Consider the following 13,079-nt stretch of genomic DNA (forward strand, 5'->3'; position numbering starts at 1 on the left):
TCGTCGGCCGCGACCAGGGCTACGTCATCGTCCGCCTGAACTCGGGCGAGCAGCGTCTCGTGCACGGCCAGTGCTTCGCGACGGTGGGCGCGGTGTCGAACCCCGACCACATGAACACCTCGATCGGCAAGGCTGGTCGCAACCGCTGGCTCGGCGTGAAGCCGCACAACCGCGGTGTCGCGATGAACCCGATCGACCATCCGCACGGCGGCGGCGAAGGCCGCACCTCGGGCGGCCGCCACCCGGTCACGCCGTGGGGCAAGCCGACCAAGGGCAAGAAGACGCGTTCGAACAAGCGGACCGACACCTTCATCGTGTCGTCCCGTCACGCCCGCAAGAAGAAGTAAGGGGGTCCACGATGACTCGTTCCGTTTGGAAGGGCCCGTTCGTCGACGGCTACCTCCTGAAGAAGGCGGATGCCGCGCAGAACGCGAAGCGCTCGGAAGTGATCAAGATCTGGAGCCGTCGCTCCACGATCCTGCCTCAGTTCGTCGGGCTCACCTTCGGCGTCTACAACGGCCAGAAGCACATCCCGGTCGCCGTCTCGGAAGAGATGGTCGGGCACAAGTTCGGCGAATTTGCCCCCACGCGCACGTTCTACGGGCACGCGGCGGACAAGAAGGCGAAGAGGAAGTAAGCCATGGGTAAGGCAGCTGTTGCCCGGGATCTCCCCGACAATGAGGCCAAGGCCGTCGCCCGGATGCTTCGCGTTTCGCCGCAGAAGCTGAACCTGGTCGCGGGTCTCATCCGCGGCAAGAAGGTCTCCACGGCGCTCGCCGACCTGCAGTTCTCGCGCAAGCGCATCGCCATCGACGTGCGCAAGTGCCTCGAGAGCGCGATCGCGAATGCCGAGAACAACCACGACCTGGACGTCGACGATCTCGTCGTCGCGCAGGCCTTCGTGGGCAAGGCGCTCGTCATGAAGCGCTTTCATGCCCGCGCTCGTGGCCGCGCCGGCCGGGTGGAGAAGCCCTTCTCCAACCTGACGATCATCGTCCGCGAAGTCGAAGCCAAGGCCTGAGGAGGGCACCATGGGTCAGAAGGTCAATCCGATCGGCCTGCGCCTCGGCATCAACCGGACGTGGGACAGCCGCTGGGTCGCCGGCAAGGGCGAGTACGGCCAGCTGCTGCATGAAGACATCAAGATCCGCGCCGCGCTGATGAAGCTTCTGAAGCAGGCGGCGGTGTCGAAGATCGTCATCGAGCGTCCGCACCGGAAGTGCCGCGTCACCATCTACTCGGCGCGTCCGGGCGTGGTGATCGGCAAGAAGGGCGCCGACATCGAGAAGATGCGCAAGGCGGTTGCGAAGATGACCTCGTCCGAGGTCGTCATCAACATCGTCGAGGTGCGCAAGCCCGAGATCGACTCCACGCTGGTGGCCGAGTCCATCGCCCAGCAGCTCGAGCGTCGCGTCGCCTTCCGTCGCGCCATGAAGCGTGCCGTGCAGTCGGCCATGCGCCTGGGCGCCGAAGGCATCCGCATCACCTGCTCGGGCCGCCTCGGCGGCGCCGAGATCGCCCGTACCGAGTGGTACCGTGAGGGCCGCGTTCCGCTGCACACGCTGCGTGCGGACGTCGACTACGGCACGGCCACCGCTTTCACCACCTACGGCACGTGCGGCATCAAGGTGTGGATCTTCAAGGGCGAGATCCTCGAGCACGACCCGATGGCGCAGGACCGCCGCATGGCCGACGAAGGTGGCCAGCGGTCCGGTGGCCGCCGCGAGCAGGCGGCGTAAGCCGGAGCATCAGGAACCACGACAATGCTGCAGCCCAAGAAGACGAAGTTCCGCAAGCAGTTCAAGGGCCGGATTTCCGGCGCCGCGAAGGGCGGAATGAACCTGGACTTCGGCCAGTTCGGTCTGAAGGCCATGGAGCCGGAGCGCGTCACGGCCCGCCAGATCGAGGCGGCCCGTCGTGCGCTCACCCGCCACATGAAGCGCGCCGGTCGCGTCTGGATCCGCGTGTTCCCCGACGTTCCGATTTCGTCGAAGCCCGCCGAAGTCCGCATGGGCAAGGGCAAGGGCGCGCCGGAATTCTGGGCGTGCAAGGTGAAGCCCGGCCGCATCATGTTCGAGATCGACGGCGTGCCCGTCGATACGGCCCGCGAGGCGCTGACTCTGGCGGCTGCGAAGCTGCCGATCAAGACGCGCTTCGTGCAGCGCATCGCCGAGTGAGGAGGACACCATGAAGACCAAGCAGCGGCTGTCCGACCTGCGGGCCATGTCGGGCGACCAGCTCCAGGACGAGCTCCTGAAGCTGAAGAAGGAGCAGTTCAACCTGCGCTTCCAGAGGGCCACCGGCCAGCTGGAGAATGTCGCTCGCGTGCGCGAAGTGCGCCGCGACATCGCGCGGATCAAGTCGACGGCAGCCGAGAAGCTCGCCGCCGCAGGCAAGGCCTGAGGAGGATCGGATGCCGAAGCGCATTCTGCAGGGCGTCGTCGTCAGCGACAAGCAGGACAAGACCGTGGTGGTGAAGGTGGAGCGCCGCTTCACCCATCCGCTGCTCAAGAAGACCGTCCGTCGTACGAAGAACTATCACGCGCACGACGAGGCGAACAAATACAAGGTCGGCGACGAGGTCCGCATCGAGGAATCGAAGCCGATCTCCAAGCTGAAGACCTGGGTGGTGGTCGAAGAAGCGACCGCCTCCTGATCTTTTTTTCATCGGGATTCATTTTTCCGCGCCGTGGGGGTTCCCTTCGGCGCGGAAAAATGCTTCTGACAGCGCGCACAACGGGGGACGTAGATCCCCGTCAGGCGAAGTCCGGCGAGCCTAAGATCGTCGGAAACCGGTCTGAGACACAGAAAGGATCAAGGCCATGATCCAGATGCAGACGAATCTCGACGTCGCCGATAACTCGGGCGCCCGTCGTGTGATGTGCATCAAGGTCCTTGGCGGCTCCAAGCGGAAGTACGCTGGAGTCGGTGACGTGATTGTCGTCTCCGTGAAGGAGGCGATCCCGCGCGGACGCGTGAAGAAGGGCGACGTCATGAAGGCGATCGTCGTTCGCACCGCGAAAGACATCCGCCGGGCCGACGGTTCGGTCATCCGGTTCGACCGGAATGCCGCCGTCCTCATCAACAACCAGAAAGAGCCGATCGGAACCCGTATCTTCGGGCCGGTTCCGCGCGAACTCCGCGCGAAGAACCACATGAAGATCATTTCGCTCGCTCCTGAGGTGCTGTGATGGCCGCCAAGATCAAGAAGGGCGACAAGGTCGTCGTATTGACCGGCCGCGATGCCGGGAAGTCGGGGGAGGTCGTTCAGGTTCTCCCCAAGGAGACGCGTGCGATCGTTCGCGGCGTCAACCTGGTCAAGAAGCACCAGCGCCAGACCGCGCAGCAGGAAGGTGGGATCATCTCCAAGGAGGCGACCATCCACCTGTCCAACATCGCGATTGCCGATCCCAAGGACGGCAAGCCGACGCGCGTGGGCTTCAAGGTGCTCGAAGACGGCCGCAAGGTCCGCTTCGCCAAGCGTTCCGGGGATCTGATCGATGGCTAACCAGGCTCAGGCGGCCCTCGAGCCGCGTCTCAAGGCAATCTACGCCGAAACGATTCGCGCCAAGATGGTGGAGGAGTTCGGCTACAAGAACGTCATGGAAGTGCCGACCATCGAGAAGGTCGTCATCAACATGGGCGTGGGCGAGGCGACTGCCGACACCAAGAAGGTGACCTCGGCTGCGGCCGACCTGGCGCTCATCGCCGGCCAGAAGCCGGTCGTGACCCGGGCCCGCAAGGCGATCGCGACCTTCAAGGTGCGCGAGAACATGCCGATCGGCGCCAAGGTGACGCTGCGCAAGGCGCGGATGTTCGAGTTCCTCGATCGCCTGGTGAACGTGGCTCTGCCTCGCGTCCGCGACTTCCGGGGTCTGAACCCCAAGTCGTTCGACGGCCGCGGCAACTTCGCTCTCGGGATCAAGGAACACATCATCTTCCCCGAGATCAACTACGACAAGACGGAATCGGTGTGGGGCATGGACATCATCGTCTGCACCACGGCCAAGACCGACGACGAGGCTCGCGCCCTGCTGCGCGCCTTCAACTTCCCGTTCCGGCAGTAAGAGCCCGGCTCTTAAACGCGGAAACCAGGAGAGAACCATGGCGAAGAAGAGTGCCATCGAGAAGAACAACCGCCGCAAGAAGCTCGCGAAGGCGTATGCGGGCCGGCGGGAGCGTCTTCTGGCCGTTGCCAACGACGAATCCAAGTCGATGGAGGAGCGCTTCACGGCGCGCCTGAAGCTGGCCGAACTGCCGCGCAACGCCAGCCCCACCCGCATCCGGAACCGGTGCGAAGTGACGGGCCGTCCGCGGGCCTACTACCGCAAGCTTAAGATGTCCCGCATCGCGCTGCGCGAGCTCGGCTCGCAGGGCGTGGTCCCGGGGCTGACGAAGTCCAGCTGGTAAGGAGGCGCGACCAATGGCGATGAACGATCCCGTCGGCGATATGCTGACCCGCATCCGCAACGCGCAGATGCGTCGCAAGACCAAGGTCTCGACCCCCGGTTCGCGGCTGCGCGCTCGCGTCCTGGACGTGCTCCAGTCCGAGGGCTACATCCGTGGCTACTCGACCACGGAGTACGGCAATGGCCGCACCGAGTTCGAGATCGAGCTAAAGTACTACGAGGGCGAGCCCGTGATCCGCGAGATCTCGCGCGTCTCCAAGCCCGGCCGTCGTGTGTATTCGGGGGTGAACGCCATGCAGCGTGTCGCCAACGGTCTTGGCATCACGATCCTCTCGACGCCGCAGGGCGTCATGGCCGATCACGAGGCCCGTGAGAAGAACGTGGGCGGCGAAGTGCTCTGCACGGTCTTCTGATCGTCGCTGGCGCAACGCAGACACGGGGAAACCGACAATGTCTCGAATTGGAAAGAAGCCCGTTTCCGTGCCGGCCGGCGTTACGGCTGCCGTGGACGGCAACCTGGTGAAGGTGAAGGGCGCCAAGGGCGAACTCACCTTCCTGTGCCCGGACGACGTGTCCGTGAAGATGGAGAACGGCGCCATCGCCGTTGCTCCGCGCAACGAGACGAAGAAGGCGCGCGCGATGTGGGGCATGTCCCGCTCGCAGGTCGCCAACCTCGTCGAGGGCGTCAGCAAGGGCTACGAGAAGAAGCTCGACATCACCGGCGTCGGCTACAAGGCCGCGGTCGCCGGCAAGGTGCTCAAGCTGTCGCTCGGCTACAGCCACGACATCGACTACGAGATCCCCGCGGGCATCTCGATCGCGACTCCCAAGCCGACCGAAATCGTGCTCACCGGAATCGACAAGCAGAAGGTCGGCCAGACGGCCGCCGAGATCCGCGAATTCCGCGGCCCCGAGCCCTACCAGGGCAAGGGTGTGCGTTATTCTGGCGAGTTCATCTTCCGCAAGGAAGGCAAGAAGAAGTAAGGGGCACAGGCCATGGCTAAGAACACCGAGGCCACCTCGCGCCGTGTCGCGCGTGTGCGCCGTTCCATCAAGAAGGTTGCCAACGGGCGTCCGCGCCTGTCGGTCTTCCGCTCGTCCAAGCAGATCTATGCCCAGATCATCGATGACGCGAAGGGGGCCACTGTCGTGGCCGCCTCCACGCTCGAGAAGGATCTGCGCTCGTCGCTGAAGACCGGAGCGGACATCGAGGCGGCGAAGGCCATCGGCAAGCTCGTCGCCGAGCGCGCTGTCGCCGCCGGCGTCAAGCAGGTCGTCTTCGACCGTGGCGCCTACATGTACCACGGGCGCGTCAAGGCGCTTGCGGACGCGGCCCGCGAAGGCGGCCTCGAGTTCTGATCGGGCAGGGGGCTCCGGCCCCCTTTCCTCATCCGGCCGGTACGGTGCTTCGGTACCCGTCCCGGCCGTATCGGTTTTGCGGGCGTCAGGTCCGCAGATGAATGCGGGGTGGCCTCGGCCGGCCCGCCAAACTCAAGCGAGCGGCGGGCTCCGGTCCGTCCGCGCACAGTGAGAGAGAACCTATGGCCAGAGAGCCTCGTGAACGGAACAATCGGGACCGCGAAGAGCGCGATTCCGAATTCGTGGACCGCCTCGTCCACATCAACCGCGTCGCCAAGGTGGTGAAGGGCGGCCGGCGCTTCGGTTTCGCCGCGCTCGTCGTCGTCGGCGACCAGAAGGGCCGCGTCGGCTTCGGCCACGGCAAGGCCCGTGAAGTGCCGGAAGCCATCCGCAAGGCCACGGACGCCGCCAAGCGCGCGCTGATCCGCGTGCCGCTGCGCGAAGGCCGCACGCTGCACCACGACGTCCACGGCCGCCACGGCGCCGGCAAGGTCGTGCTGCGCTCGGCTCCGGCCGGTACCGGCATCATCGCGGGTGGCCCGATGCGCGCCGTCTTCGAGGCGCTGGGCATGCACGACGTCGTGTCGAAGTCGCTTGGCTCGTCCAACCCGTACAACCTGGTCCGTGCCACGTTCGACGCGCTGAAGCGCGAGGACAGCCCGCGCTCGGTCGCTGCTCGCCGCGGCATCAAGGTTTCGGCTCTCCAGGCCCGCCGCGGTGACGCGGACGGTGCTTCGGCGGACGCGTGAGGAGGGGACCATGGCAGACAAGAAGACTGTCACGGTTGAGCAGATCGGCTCGCCGATCCGCCGTGAGGCCAAGCAGCGCCAGACGCTGATCGGCCTCGGCCTCAACAAGCTGCACCGCCGTTCCACGCTGGAGGATACTCCTGCGGTGCGCGGCATGATCGCCAAGCTTCCGCACCTCGTGCGCGTCGTCGCCGAGTGAGGGAGGGACCGACCATGAAGCTGAACGACATCAAGGACAATGCCGGCGCCAAGAAGGGCCGTATCCGCGTGGGTCGCGGTATCGGTTCGGGCAAGGGCAAGACGGGTGGCCGCGGCGTGAAGGGTCAGAAGGCCCGTACCGGCGTCGCCGTGAAGGGCTTCGAGGGCGGCCAGATGCCGCTCTACCGGCGCCTGCCGAAGCGCGGGTTCTGGAACCCCTTCTCCAAGGACCTCAACGAGGTCAACCTCGGCCGCATCCAGGAGGCCGTCGACGCCAACAAGCTCGACGCCGGCCAGCCTGTCACGGTTGAGAGCCTCGTCGCGGCCGGCGTCGTGGCCAAGCCGCGCGACGGCGTGAAGATCCTCGGCCAGGGCGAACTCAAGGCGAAGCTCGCCTTCCAGGTTGCCGGTGCCTCGAAGTCGGCCCAGGCCGCCATCGAGAAGCTCGGCGGCTCGGTGACGATCCTCGCCGCTGTGGCGGAAGCAACGGCCTGACCCCATATTGGGTCGGACTGAGATTCGGCGCCGGGCGGCGGAGTGGATCCGCTAGGCCCGGCGTTGACGTGTCGAGGGGAGCCCGTCTCCCCTCGCGACTATCCTGAGCGGAGCGCGGTATGGCATCGGCAGCTGAACAGCTTGCAGCGAACCTGAATTTTGGGGCCCTGGCCAAGGCCGAGGACCTCAAGAAGCGCATCTGGTTCACGCTCGGGGCGCTGCTGGTCTACCGGCTCGGCACTTACATCCCGCTGCCCGGCATCAACATCGAGGCGCTGGCGGACATCTTCAAGCAGCAGCAGGCCGGCGTGCTGGGCCTGTTCAACATGTTCTCCGGCGGAGCCGTGGGTCGCCTGGCGATCTTCGCGCTCAACATCATGCCGTACATCTCGGCCTCCATCATCATCCAGCTGCTCACGTCGGTCGTGCCGACGCTCGAAGCGCTGAAGAAGGAAGGCGAGAGCGGCCGCAAGGTCATCAACCAGTACACGCGCTACCTGACGGTGGTGCTCGCGACGTTCCAGGCCTACGGAATCGCCGTCGGCCTCGAGGGCTCCTCGAACGTCGTCTCCGACCCGGGCATGTTCTTCCGCATCTCGACGACCATCACGCTCGTCGGCGGCACCATGTTCCTGATGTGGCTGGGCGAGCAGATCACCGCGCGCGGCATCGGCAACGGCTCGTCGCTCATCATCTTCGCCGGCATCGTCGCCGAGCTGCCCTCGGCCATCGCGGGCACCCTCGAGCTGGGCCGCCAGGGCGCCGTCTCGACCGCGCTGATCCTGGGCGTGATCGTGATGTCGGTCGCCGTCATCGCCTTCATCGTGTTCATGGAGCGGGCGCAGCGCCGCCTTCTGATCAACTATCCGAAGCGCCAGGTCGGCAACAAAGTCTACGAGGGGCAGACGTCCTTCCTGCCGCTGAAGCTGAACACGTCGGGCGTAATCCCGCCGATCTTCGCGTCCTCGCTGCTGTTGCTGCCGGCGACCATCGCGGGCTTCTCGGCGCAGGCGGGCGGCACCGGCTTCCTCGCCACCATGGCTGCCTATCTCGGCCATGGCCGGCCGCTCTACATGTTCATGTACGCGGCGCTGATCATCTTCTTCGCCTTCTTCTACACGGCCATCGTCTTCAATCCGCAGGAGACGGCCGACAACCTGAAGAAGCACGGCGGCTTCATCCCGGGCATCCGCCCGGGTGAGCGCACCGCCGAGTTCATCGACAAGGTTCTCTCGCGCATCACCGTGCTCGGCGCCGGCTACCTGGTGCTGATCTGCCTGTTACCCGAAATACTGATTTCGCAGGCGGCGCTTCCGTTCTACTTCGGAGGGACGTCGCTGCTCATCGTCGTGAGCGTCACCATGGACACGGTGGCGCAGGTGCACGGGCATCTGCTCGCGCACCAGTACGAGGGGCTGGTGAAGAAGGCAAAGCTGCGCGGGGGGAAGCGTCGGTGAGACTGATTCTGCTGGGGCCGCCGGGGGCGGGGAAGGGCACTCAGGCCGTAAGGCTCGTCGAGCGGCTGGGCATTCCCCAGCTCTCCACCGGTGACATGCTGCGCGCCGCCGTCGCGGCCGGCACCCCGGTCGGGCTCAAGGCCAAGGCGGTCATGGAATCGGGCGGGCTCGTCTCCGACGACATCGTCATCGGCATCGTGGCCGACCGCATCGAGGAGCCCGACGCGAAGAAGGGCTTCATCCTCGACGGCTTCCCGCGCACCGTGGCGCAGGCCGAGGCGCTGGATCGCATGCTCGCCGACAAGGGCCTCAAGCTCGATTCGGTCGTCGAGCTCGTCGTCGACCAGGACGCGCTCGTCCATCGCATCGTGAAGCGTGCCGACGACGCCAAGGCCGCCGGCCAGCCGGTGCGCAAGGACGACGATCCGGAGGTCTTCAAGACCCGCCTCGCGGCCTACAACCGCGACACGGCGGTCGTCGCGCCCTACTACGACAAGACCGGCAAGCTCAAGAAGGTCGATGGCATGCAGCCGATCGACACCGTGACGGCCGCGATGAAGGCCGCCATCGGCGGGTGAGCGACGACGCTCGCGATGACGAAAGCCCCGCTCGCGCGGGGCTTTTTTCGTTCGCGCTCACGTCGGGCCGACGGGCGCCCGCGCCGCCATGCGCGGTGCCCGCGGCCAGGGGGAACGCAGCCTTTGGCCGGGAGGGGCGTTCTCGAGCGCGCGGGCCTGGTGTTCAGGTTTCGTGGACCGAGGAGGGCGGGCGGTGGATCCGCCGCGACCCGCGCCTCAGCGGTGTCCGATCTTTCCCGCCGACGGTCTCGAACCTGAGCAGGTCGTCATCGACCTCGAACCAGGGCAGTTGCTCGCCGGAATGCACGTGCCCGCGCGGCTGGACGGTCGACGGATCGTCGAGGCTCGGCGCCAGGATGTGCACCTCGGTGGGCCAGCCGTCGCCCTCGTAGGAGAGGGGGCTCCCGCAGGTCGGGCAGAAGCGGCGGATGACGCCGGGGGACGAGGCGTAGGCGGCCGGCGTGCCCGTGTCCCAGGTGAACTGCTCGCGCTCGACCCCGATCCACACGGCGACCGGCGAGGACGTCGCCCGTCGGCAGCTCTCGCAATGACAATAGGCGGTCCACTTCGGCGCGCCGCGATACGAATAGCGGATTCCGCCGCACAGGCAGCGGCCGGTGGTGGTCTCGCTCATGGCCGGATATCCCCTCATTCTGGTCCAGCAGGAAAAGCTCGGTCGGGATGCCCAGGATTGCAAGCGCTCCTCGGCCCAATTCAACCGTCGGACAGTGGCGGCCTTCTCTCTCCGGACTGATACTCGCGGCGAGAGGATAAGCGCGTGGCATGGACGGAGTGGCTACAAGTGGCTACAATGAGCCCCATGAAAACCGTCTCGATCCGCGATGCCAAGAACCGGCTGACCGAGCTCGCACGTGAGGTCGAGAACGGCGAGACCATCGTCGTGACCCGCAATGGCCGGCCAGTTTTCGATCTCGTGCCGCATCGCCGCCAGGGCGGTCTCAATCTCCAGGCGGCACGGGACTATCTGGAGTCGCGGGGCTATACGAATCCCATTCCGTACATCGCCGACGATTTCGACGATCCGCTGCCTGAGGACTTCCTGATCCGGCCTCTGCCCGAGTGATGCCGCCGGTCCTCGTCGATACGCACATTTTGCTCGATGTCTTCGGCGGCAAGCTGAGCATCAAGCGACCTCACCTGGTGCCCTACCTTCTCAGCCCTTCTGTACAGACTGTCGTCAGTGTTCTCTCGTTTTGGGAGATCGCCATCAAGACGAGGCTGGGGAAGCTCGACCCCGGATTGCCTCTCGAGGTGATGGAAGAGGTTGCCGTCGCTGCAGGACTTCGGATCCTTCCCGTCGAGCTTCGGCACGTCATTGCCACCGTCAGCCCCGAACCGGCCACGAGAGATCCTTTCGACCGGCTTTTGTTGGCTATCTGCCAAGCGGACGGGATGCGCCTCGCCACCGTCGACCGCGCCCTCGTCAGCCATCCGCTCGCGCTTGACACCAAAGGCGCAATCGCCTAACAGGCCGCATCCGGTTCCATCGGTCGTGCCGCTGGGGTCCTTTCGGGCCGCGGCGGTTCATGTTTTGGAGCAGGGCAAGACTCCCGCGCAAGGGCCGGCCTCCACCGGCGCGCGGTTCACCCACCCGCCGGCGTCCCGCACGTCCGGCCGACATGGAGACGGCAGTGGCACGTATCGCAGGCGTCAACATTCCGACCAACAAGCGCGTCATCATCGCGCTCCAGTACATTCACGGCATCGGTGCCAAGAAGGCCGAAGAGATCACCACGGCCCTCAACATCCCGGCCGAGCGTCGCGTCGCCCAGCTGACCGACAACGAAGTGCTCCAGATCCGCGAGATGATCGACCGCGACTACCTCGTGGAAGGCGACCTGCGCCGCGAAGTCGCGATGAACATCAAGCGCCTGATGGACCTGGGCTGCTATCGCGGCCTGCGTCATCGCCGCAACCTGCCGGTTCGCGGCCAGCGCACGCACACCAACGCGCGCACCCGCAAGGGCAAGTCCAAGCCGATCGCCGGCAAGAAGAAGTGACCTGACGCGCATCGCGCGGCTGGTCATCCCCGGCGCTGGCCGGGGATCCACGACTTTGGAGGGCGTCAGCCCTCCAGACCACCTCCATCCCCAGCGCCTGGCATGACGGGCGCGCCAGAAGGATCAAGACCATGGCCAAGGAAGCACAGCGCGTTCGTCGTCGCGAACGCAAGAACATCGTGTCGGGCGTCGCCCACGTGAACGCCTCGTTCAACAACACGATGATCACGATCACCGACGCGCAGGGCAACACGATCTCGTGGTCGTCGGCCGGCATGATGGGCTTCAAGGGTTCGCGCAAGTCGACCCCGTACGCCGCCCAGGTCGCCGCCGAAGACGCTGCCCGCAAGGCGGCCGAGCACGGCATGCGCACCCTCGAGGTCGAGGTTACCGGCCCGGGCTCCGGCCGCGAGTCGGCTCTTCGCGCCCTTCAGGCTGCCGGTTTCACCGTCACCTCGATCCGCGACGTCACGCCGATCCCGCACAACGGCTGCCGTCCGCGCAAGCGTCGTCGCGTCTGAGTTTTGCGCCTTTCGAGACTGCGCCTTCCGGGCCGACGGGCCCGGGAGGCGTTCGTGCACTCTCGCAGTGCATGTTTTCCATCGTGAACGCAGGGCCAGGGTCGACGGACCGATATGCCCCGCGCTCCTTCATGAAGGACTGACCCGTGATCCAGAAGAACTGGCAAGACCTGATCAAGCCGACGAAGCTCGACGTGACCGCCGGCGACGATCCGCGCCGCGTCGCCACGCTCGTGGCCGAGCCGCTCGAGCGCGGCTTCGGCGTGACGCTCGGCAACGCCCTGCGCCGCATCCTCCTGTCGTCGCTGCAGGGGGCGGCCATCGTCTCCGTGCAGATCGACGGCGTGCTGCACGAGTTCTCGTCGATCCCGGGCGTGCGTGAGGACGTCACCGACATCGTCCTGAACATCAAGGCCATCGCGATCAAGATGCAGGCCGAGGGCGTGAAGCGCATGACGCTTCGCAAGCAGGGCCCCGGCCAGGTTCGCGCCGGCGACATCCAGACCCCCGGCGACGTCCAGGTCCTGAACCCCGAGCTCGTGATCTGCACCCTCGACGAGGGCGCCGAGATCCGCATGGAGTTCACGGTGAAGATGGGCAAGGGCTACGTCCCGGCCGATCGCAACCGTCCCGAGGACGCCCCGATCGGCCTCATCCCGGTCGACAGCCTCTATTCGCCGGTGAAGAAGGTCAGCTACCGGGTCGAGAACACCCGCGAGGGCCAGATCCTCGACTACGACAAGCTGATCATGACGGTCGAGACCAACGGCGGCGTTTCGCCCGAGGACTCCGTGGCCTACGCCGCGCGCATCCTGCAGGACCAGCTCGAGGTGTTCGTCAACTTCGAGGAGCCGCGTCGCGAGGACGAGAAGCCGGCCATGCCGGAGCTCGCCTTCAACCCGGCGCTGCTCAAGAAGGTGGACGAGCTCGAGCTCTCGGTGCGCTCGGCCAACTGCCTGAAGAACGACAACATCGTCTACATCGGCGACCTGATCCAGAAGACCGAGGCGGAAATGCTCCGCACTCCGAACTTCGGCCGCAAGTCGCTGAACGAGATCAAGGAAGTGCTCGCCGGCATGGGCCTGCACCTGGGCATGGAAGTGCCCGGCTGGCCGCCGGAGAACATCGAAGAGCTCGCCAAGCGCTTCGAGGAACACTACTGAGATTCGGGCAGTAGGCAGTAGGGCTTGGTCAGTCAGGGCTTGACGCTCTGACCTGGCTCAACCATCGACTGCCTACTGCCTACTGCCTACTGCCTACTGCCTACTGCCTACTGCCTACTGCCTACTGCC

24 protein-coding genes and 1 pseudogene are annotated in these 13,079 nt (G+C 65.8%); 24 read left to right on the forward strand and 1 reads right to left on the reverse strand.

Annotation, left to right across the window (positions count from 1 at the left end; all coding sequences use genetic code 11):
- From rplB to Q0Q47_RS30230, 19 genes and pseudogenes are all read left to right on the forward strand, one after another.
- Positions 1–347 (forward strand): annotated as a pseudogene (rplB, locus tag Q0Q47_RS30140) (50S ribosomal protein L2); the annotation flags it as partial.
- An 11-nt stretch (positions 348–358) separates the two neighbouring features.
- Complete coding sequence (gene rpsS, locus Q0Q47_RS30145; RefSeq protein ID WP_293868761.1) at positions 359–637, forward strand: 30S ribosomal protein S19; 279 nt, start codon at positions 359–361, stop codon at positions 635–637.
- A 3-nt stretch (positions 638–640) separates the two neighbouring features.
- A complete protein-coding gene (gene rplV / locus Q0Q47_RS30150; RefSeq protein WP_293868763.1) occupies positions 641–1,021 on the forward strand; it encodes a 50S ribosomal protein L22 in 381 nt (126 codons plus the stop codon).
- Positions 1,022–1,031: 10 nt separating this feature from the next.
- Entirely contained in the window at positions 1,032–1,739 is a 708-nt protein-coding gene (gene rpsC, locus Q0Q47_RS30155; protein ID WP_293868765.1) for a 30S ribosomal protein S3, read from the forward strand.
- A gap of 24 nt (positions 1,740–1,763) precedes the next feature.
- Positions 1,764–2,177 carry a 50S ribosomal protein L16 gene (gene rplP, locus Q0Q47_RS30160; RefSeq protein WP_293868767.1) on the forward strand — a complete coding sequence of 138 codons (414 nt, stop codon included), beginning with the start codon at positions 1,764–1,766 and terminating at the stop codon, positions 2,175–2,177.
- A 10-nt stretch (positions 2,178–2,187) separates the two neighbouring features.
- A complete protein-coding gene (gene rpmC, locus Q0Q47_RS30165) occupies positions 2,188–2,403 on the forward strand; it encodes a 50S ribosomal protein L29 (RefSeq protein ID WP_293868769.1) in 216 nt (71 codons plus the stop codon).
- 10 nt (positions 2,404–2,413) lie between these two features.
- On the forward strand, positions 2,414–2,656 hold the full coding sequence (gene rpsQ / locus Q0Q47_RS30170; RefSeq protein WP_293868771.1) for a 30S ribosomal protein S17: 243 nt from the start codon (positions 2,414–2,416) through the stop codon (positions 2,654–2,656).
- A 166-nt stretch (positions 2,657–2,822) separates the two neighbouring features.
- On the forward strand, positions 2,823–3,191 hold the full coding sequence (gene rplN, locus Q0Q47_RS30175; RefSeq protein ID WP_293868772.1) for a 50S ribosomal protein L14: 369 nt from the start codon (positions 2,823–2,825) through the stop codon (positions 3,189–3,191).
- A complete protein-coding gene (rplX, locus tag Q0Q47_RS30180; RefSeq protein WP_293868773.1) occupies positions 3,191–3,508 on the forward strand; it encodes a 50S ribosomal protein L24 in 318 nt (105 codons plus the stop codon). The genes rplN and rplX overlap by 1 nt, the downstream gene beginning before the upstream one ends.
- Complete coding sequence (rplE, locus tag Q0Q47_RS30185) at positions 3,501–4,067, forward strand: 50S ribosomal protein L5 (RefSeq protein ID WP_293868775.1); 567 nt, start codon at positions 3,501–3,503, stop codon at positions 4,065–4,067. Before rplX ends, rplE begins: the two co-directional genes overlap by 8 nt.
- A gap of 37 nt (positions 4,068–4,104) precedes the next feature.
- On the forward strand, positions 4,105–4,410 hold the full coding sequence (gene rpsN / locus Q0Q47_RS30190) for a 30S ribosomal protein S14 (RefSeq protein ID WP_293868777.1): 306 nt from the start codon (positions 4,105–4,107) through the stop codon (positions 4,408–4,410).
- A gap of 13 nt (positions 4,411–4,423) precedes the next feature.
- On the forward strand, positions 4,424–4,822 hold the full coding sequence (gene rpsH / locus Q0Q47_RS30195) for a 30S ribosomal protein S8 (RefSeq protein ID WP_293868779.1): 399 nt from the start codon (positions 4,424–4,426) through the stop codon (positions 4,820–4,822).
- A 37-nt stretch (positions 4,823–4,859) separates the two neighbouring features.
- The gene (gene rplF, locus Q0Q47_RS30200; protein WP_293868781.1) at positions 4,860–5,393 is read left to right on the forward strand and encodes a 50S ribosomal protein L6; all 534 of its coding nucleotides are present in this window, start codon (positions 4,860–4,862) and stop codon (positions 5,391–5,393) included.
- A gap of 12 nt (positions 5,394–5,405) precedes the next feature.
- On the forward strand, positions 5,406–5,768 hold the full coding sequence (rplR, locus tag Q0Q47_RS30205) for a 50S ribosomal protein L18 (RefSeq protein WP_293868783.1): 363 nt from the start codon (positions 5,406–5,408) through the stop codon (positions 5,766–5,768).
- 182 nt (positions 5,769–5,950) lie between these two features.
- The gene (gene rpsE / locus Q0Q47_RS30210; RefSeq protein WP_293868785.1) at positions 5,951–6,517 is read left to right on the forward strand and encodes a 30S ribosomal protein S5; all 567 of its coding nucleotides are present in this window, start codon (positions 5,951–5,953) and stop codon (positions 6,515–6,517) included.
- A 10-nt stretch (positions 6,518–6,527) separates the two neighbouring features.
- Positions 6,528–6,716: a 50S ribosomal protein L30 gene (gene rpmD / locus Q0Q47_RS30215; RefSeq protein ID WP_293868787.1), complete on the forward strand. Its 189-nt coding sequence runs from the start codon at positions 6,528–6,530 to the stop codon at positions 6,714–6,716.
- Positions 6,717–6,730: 14 nt separating this feature from the next.
- Entirely contained in the window at positions 6,731–7,210 is a 480-nt protein-coding gene (gene rplO / locus Q0Q47_RS30220; RefSeq protein WP_293868789.1) for a 50S ribosomal protein L15, read from the forward strand.
- 119 nt (positions 7,211–7,329) lie between these two features.
- Positions 7,330–8,667: a preprotein translocase subunit SecY gene (secY, locus tag Q0Q47_RS30225; RefSeq protein ID WP_293868791.1), complete on the forward strand. Its 1,338-nt coding sequence runs from the start codon at positions 7,330–7,332 to the stop codon at positions 8,665–8,667.
- The gene (locus tag Q0Q47_RS30230) at positions 8,664–9,245 is read left to right on the forward strand and encodes an adenylate kinase (RefSeq protein WP_293868793.1); all 582 of its coding nucleotides are present in this window, start codon (positions 8,664–8,666) and stop codon (positions 9,243–9,245) included. Before secY ends, Q0Q47_RS30230 begins: the two co-directional genes overlap by 4 nt.
- A 163-nt stretch (positions 9,246–9,408) precedes the next feature.
- Here the strand turns inward: Q0Q47_RS30230 and Q0Q47_RS30235 are convergent, their stop codons facing one another.
- Positions 9,409–9,879 (reverse strand): GFA family protein, encoded by a 471-nt coding sequence (locus Q0Q47_RS30235; RefSeq protein WP_293868795.1) that lies wholly within the window; start codon positions 9,877–9,879, stop codon positions 9,409–9,411.
- Positions 9,880–10,065: 186 nt separating this feature from the next.
- Between Q0Q47_RS30235 and Q0Q47_RS30240 the strand changes: the two genes are divergently transcribed.
- The 5 genes from Q0Q47_RS30240 (at position 10,066) to Q0Q47_RS30260 (ending at position 12,950) form a co-directional block, all read left to right on the forward strand.
- Positions 10,066–10,329: a type II toxin-antitoxin system Phd/YefM family antitoxin gene (locus Q0Q47_RS30240; RefSeq protein ID WP_293868797.1), complete on the forward strand. Its 264-nt coding sequence runs from the start codon at positions 10,066–10,068 to the stop codon at positions 10,327–10,329.
- Positions 10,329–10,733, forward strand: coding sequence for a type II toxin-antitoxin system VapC family toxin (locus Q0Q47_RS30245; protein ID WP_367278327.1), 405 nt, complete (start codon positions 10,329–10,331; stop codon positions 10,731–10,733). Before Q0Q47_RS30240 ends, Q0Q47_RS30245 begins: the two co-directional genes overlap by 1 nt.
- A 164-nt stretch (positions 10,734–10,897) precedes the next feature.
- A complete protein-coding gene (rpsM, locus tag Q0Q47_RS30250; RefSeq protein ID WP_293868800.1) occupies positions 10,898–11,266 on the forward strand; it encodes a 30S ribosomal protein S13 in 369 nt (122 codons plus the stop codon).
- A 131-nt stretch (positions 11,267–11,397) separates the two neighbouring features.
- Positions 11,398–11,787 carry a 30S ribosomal protein S11 gene (gene rpsK / locus Q0Q47_RS30255; protein ID WP_293868801.1) on the forward strand — a complete coding sequence of 130 codons (390 nt, stop codon included), beginning with the start codon at positions 11,398–11,400 and terminating at the stop codon, positions 11,785–11,787.
- Between the two features lie 146 nt (positions 11,788–11,933).
- The gene (locus tag Q0Q47_RS30260; RefSeq protein ID WP_293868802.1) at positions 11,934–12,950 is read left to right on the forward strand and encodes a DNA-directed RNA polymerase subunit alpha; all 1,017 of its coding nucleotides are present in this window, start codon (positions 11,934–11,936) and stop codon (positions 12,948–12,950) included.
- Positions 12,951–13,079 lie beyond the last annotated feature (129 nt).

The sequence above is a fragment of the uncultured Alsobacter sp. genome (assembly GCF_945952055.1).
Classification (GTDB): domain Bacteria; phylum Pseudomonadota; class Alphaproteobacteria; order Rhizobiales; family Beijerinckiaceae; genus Alsobacter.

What these genes read in the sequence shown, in the direction of transcription:
- Q0Q47_RS30245 (WP_367278327.1), top strand. Translation starts at nt 10,329, where the DNA reads ATGCCGCCGGTCCTCGTCGATACGCACATTTTGCTCGATGTCTTCGGC.
- rpsN (WP_293868777.1), top strand. Translation starts at nt 4,105, where the DNA reads ATGGCGAAGAAGAGTGCCATCGAGAAGAACAACCGCCGCAAGAAGCTC.
- rpsC (WP_293868765.1), top strand. Translation starts at nt 1,032, where the DNA reads ATGGGTCAGAAGGTCAATCCGATCGGCCTGCGCCTCGGCATCAACCGG.
- rplX (WP_293868773.1), top strand. Translation starts at nt 3,191, where the DNA reads ATGGCCGCCAAGATCAAGAAGGGCGACAAGGTCGTCGTATTGACCGGC.
- rpmD (WP_293868787.1), top strand. Translation starts at nt 6,528, where the DNA reads ATGGCAGACAAGAAGACTGTCACGGTTGAGCAGATCGGCTCGCCGATC.
- rplE (WP_293868775.1), top strand. Translation starts at nt 3,501, where the DNA reads ATGGCTAACCAGGCTCAGGCGGCCCTCGAGCCGCGTCTCAAGGCAATC.
- rplO (WP_293868789.1), top strand. Translation starts at nt 6,731, where the DNA reads ATGAAGCTGAACGACATCAAGGACAATGCCGGCGCCAAGAAGGGCCGT.
- rpsQ (WP_293868771.1), top strand. Translation starts at nt 2,414, where the DNA reads ATGCCGAAGCGCATTCTGCAGGGCGTCGTCGTCAGCGACAAGCAGGAC.
- Q0Q47_RS30235 (WP_293868795.1), bottom strand. Translation starts at nt 9,879, where the DNA reads ATGAGCGAGACCACCACCGGCCGCTGCCTGTGCGGCGGAATCCGCTAT.
- rpsH (WP_293868779.1), top strand. Translation starts at nt 4,424, where the DNA reads ATGGCGATGAACGATCCCGTCGGCGATATGCTGACCCGCATCCGCAAC.
- rplR (WP_293868783.1), top strand. Translation starts at nt 5,406, where the DNA reads ATGGCTAAGAACACCGAGGCCACCTCGCGCCGTGTCGCGCGTGTGCGC.
- secY (WP_293868791.1), top strand. Translation starts at nt 7,330, where the DNA reads ATGGCATCGGCAGCTGAACAGCTTGCAGCGAACCTGAATTTTGGGGCC.
- rplV (WP_293868763.1), top strand. Translation starts at nt 641, where the DNA reads ATGGGTAAGGCAGCTGTTGCCCGGGATCTCCCCGACAATGAGGCCAAG.
- rpsK (WP_293868801.1), top strand. Translation starts at nt 11,398, where the DNA reads ATGGCCAAGGAAGCACAGCGCGTTCGTCGTCGCGAACGCAAGAACATC.
- rplF (WP_293868781.1), top strand. Translation starts at nt 4,860, where the DNA reads ATGTCTCGAATTGGAAAGAAGCCCGTTTCCGTGCCGGCCGGCGTTACG.
- rplP (WP_293868767.1), top strand. Translation starts at nt 1,764, where the DNA reads ATGCTGCAGCCCAAGAAGACGAAGTTCCGCAAGCAGTTCAAGGGCCGG.
- Q0Q47_RS30240 (WP_293868797.1), top strand. Translation starts at nt 10,066, where the DNA reads ATGAAAACCGTCTCGATCCGCGATGCCAAGAACCGGCTGACCGAGCTC.
- rpsS (WP_293868761.1), top strand. Translation starts at nt 359, where the DNA reads ATGACTCGTTCCGTTTGGAAGGGCCCGTTCGTCGACGGCTACCTCCTG.
- rpmC (WP_293868769.1), top strand. Translation starts at nt 2,188, where the DNA reads ATGAAGACCAAGCAGCGGCTGTCCGACCTGCGGGCCATGTCGGGCGAC.
- rpsE (WP_293868785.1), top strand. Translation starts at nt 5,951, where the DNA reads ATGGCCAGAGAGCCTCGTGAACGGAACAATCGGGACCGCGAAGAGCGC.
- rplN (WP_293868772.1), top strand. Translation starts at nt 2,823, where the DNA reads ATGATCCAGATGCAGACGAATCTCGACGTCGCCGATAACTCGGGCGCC.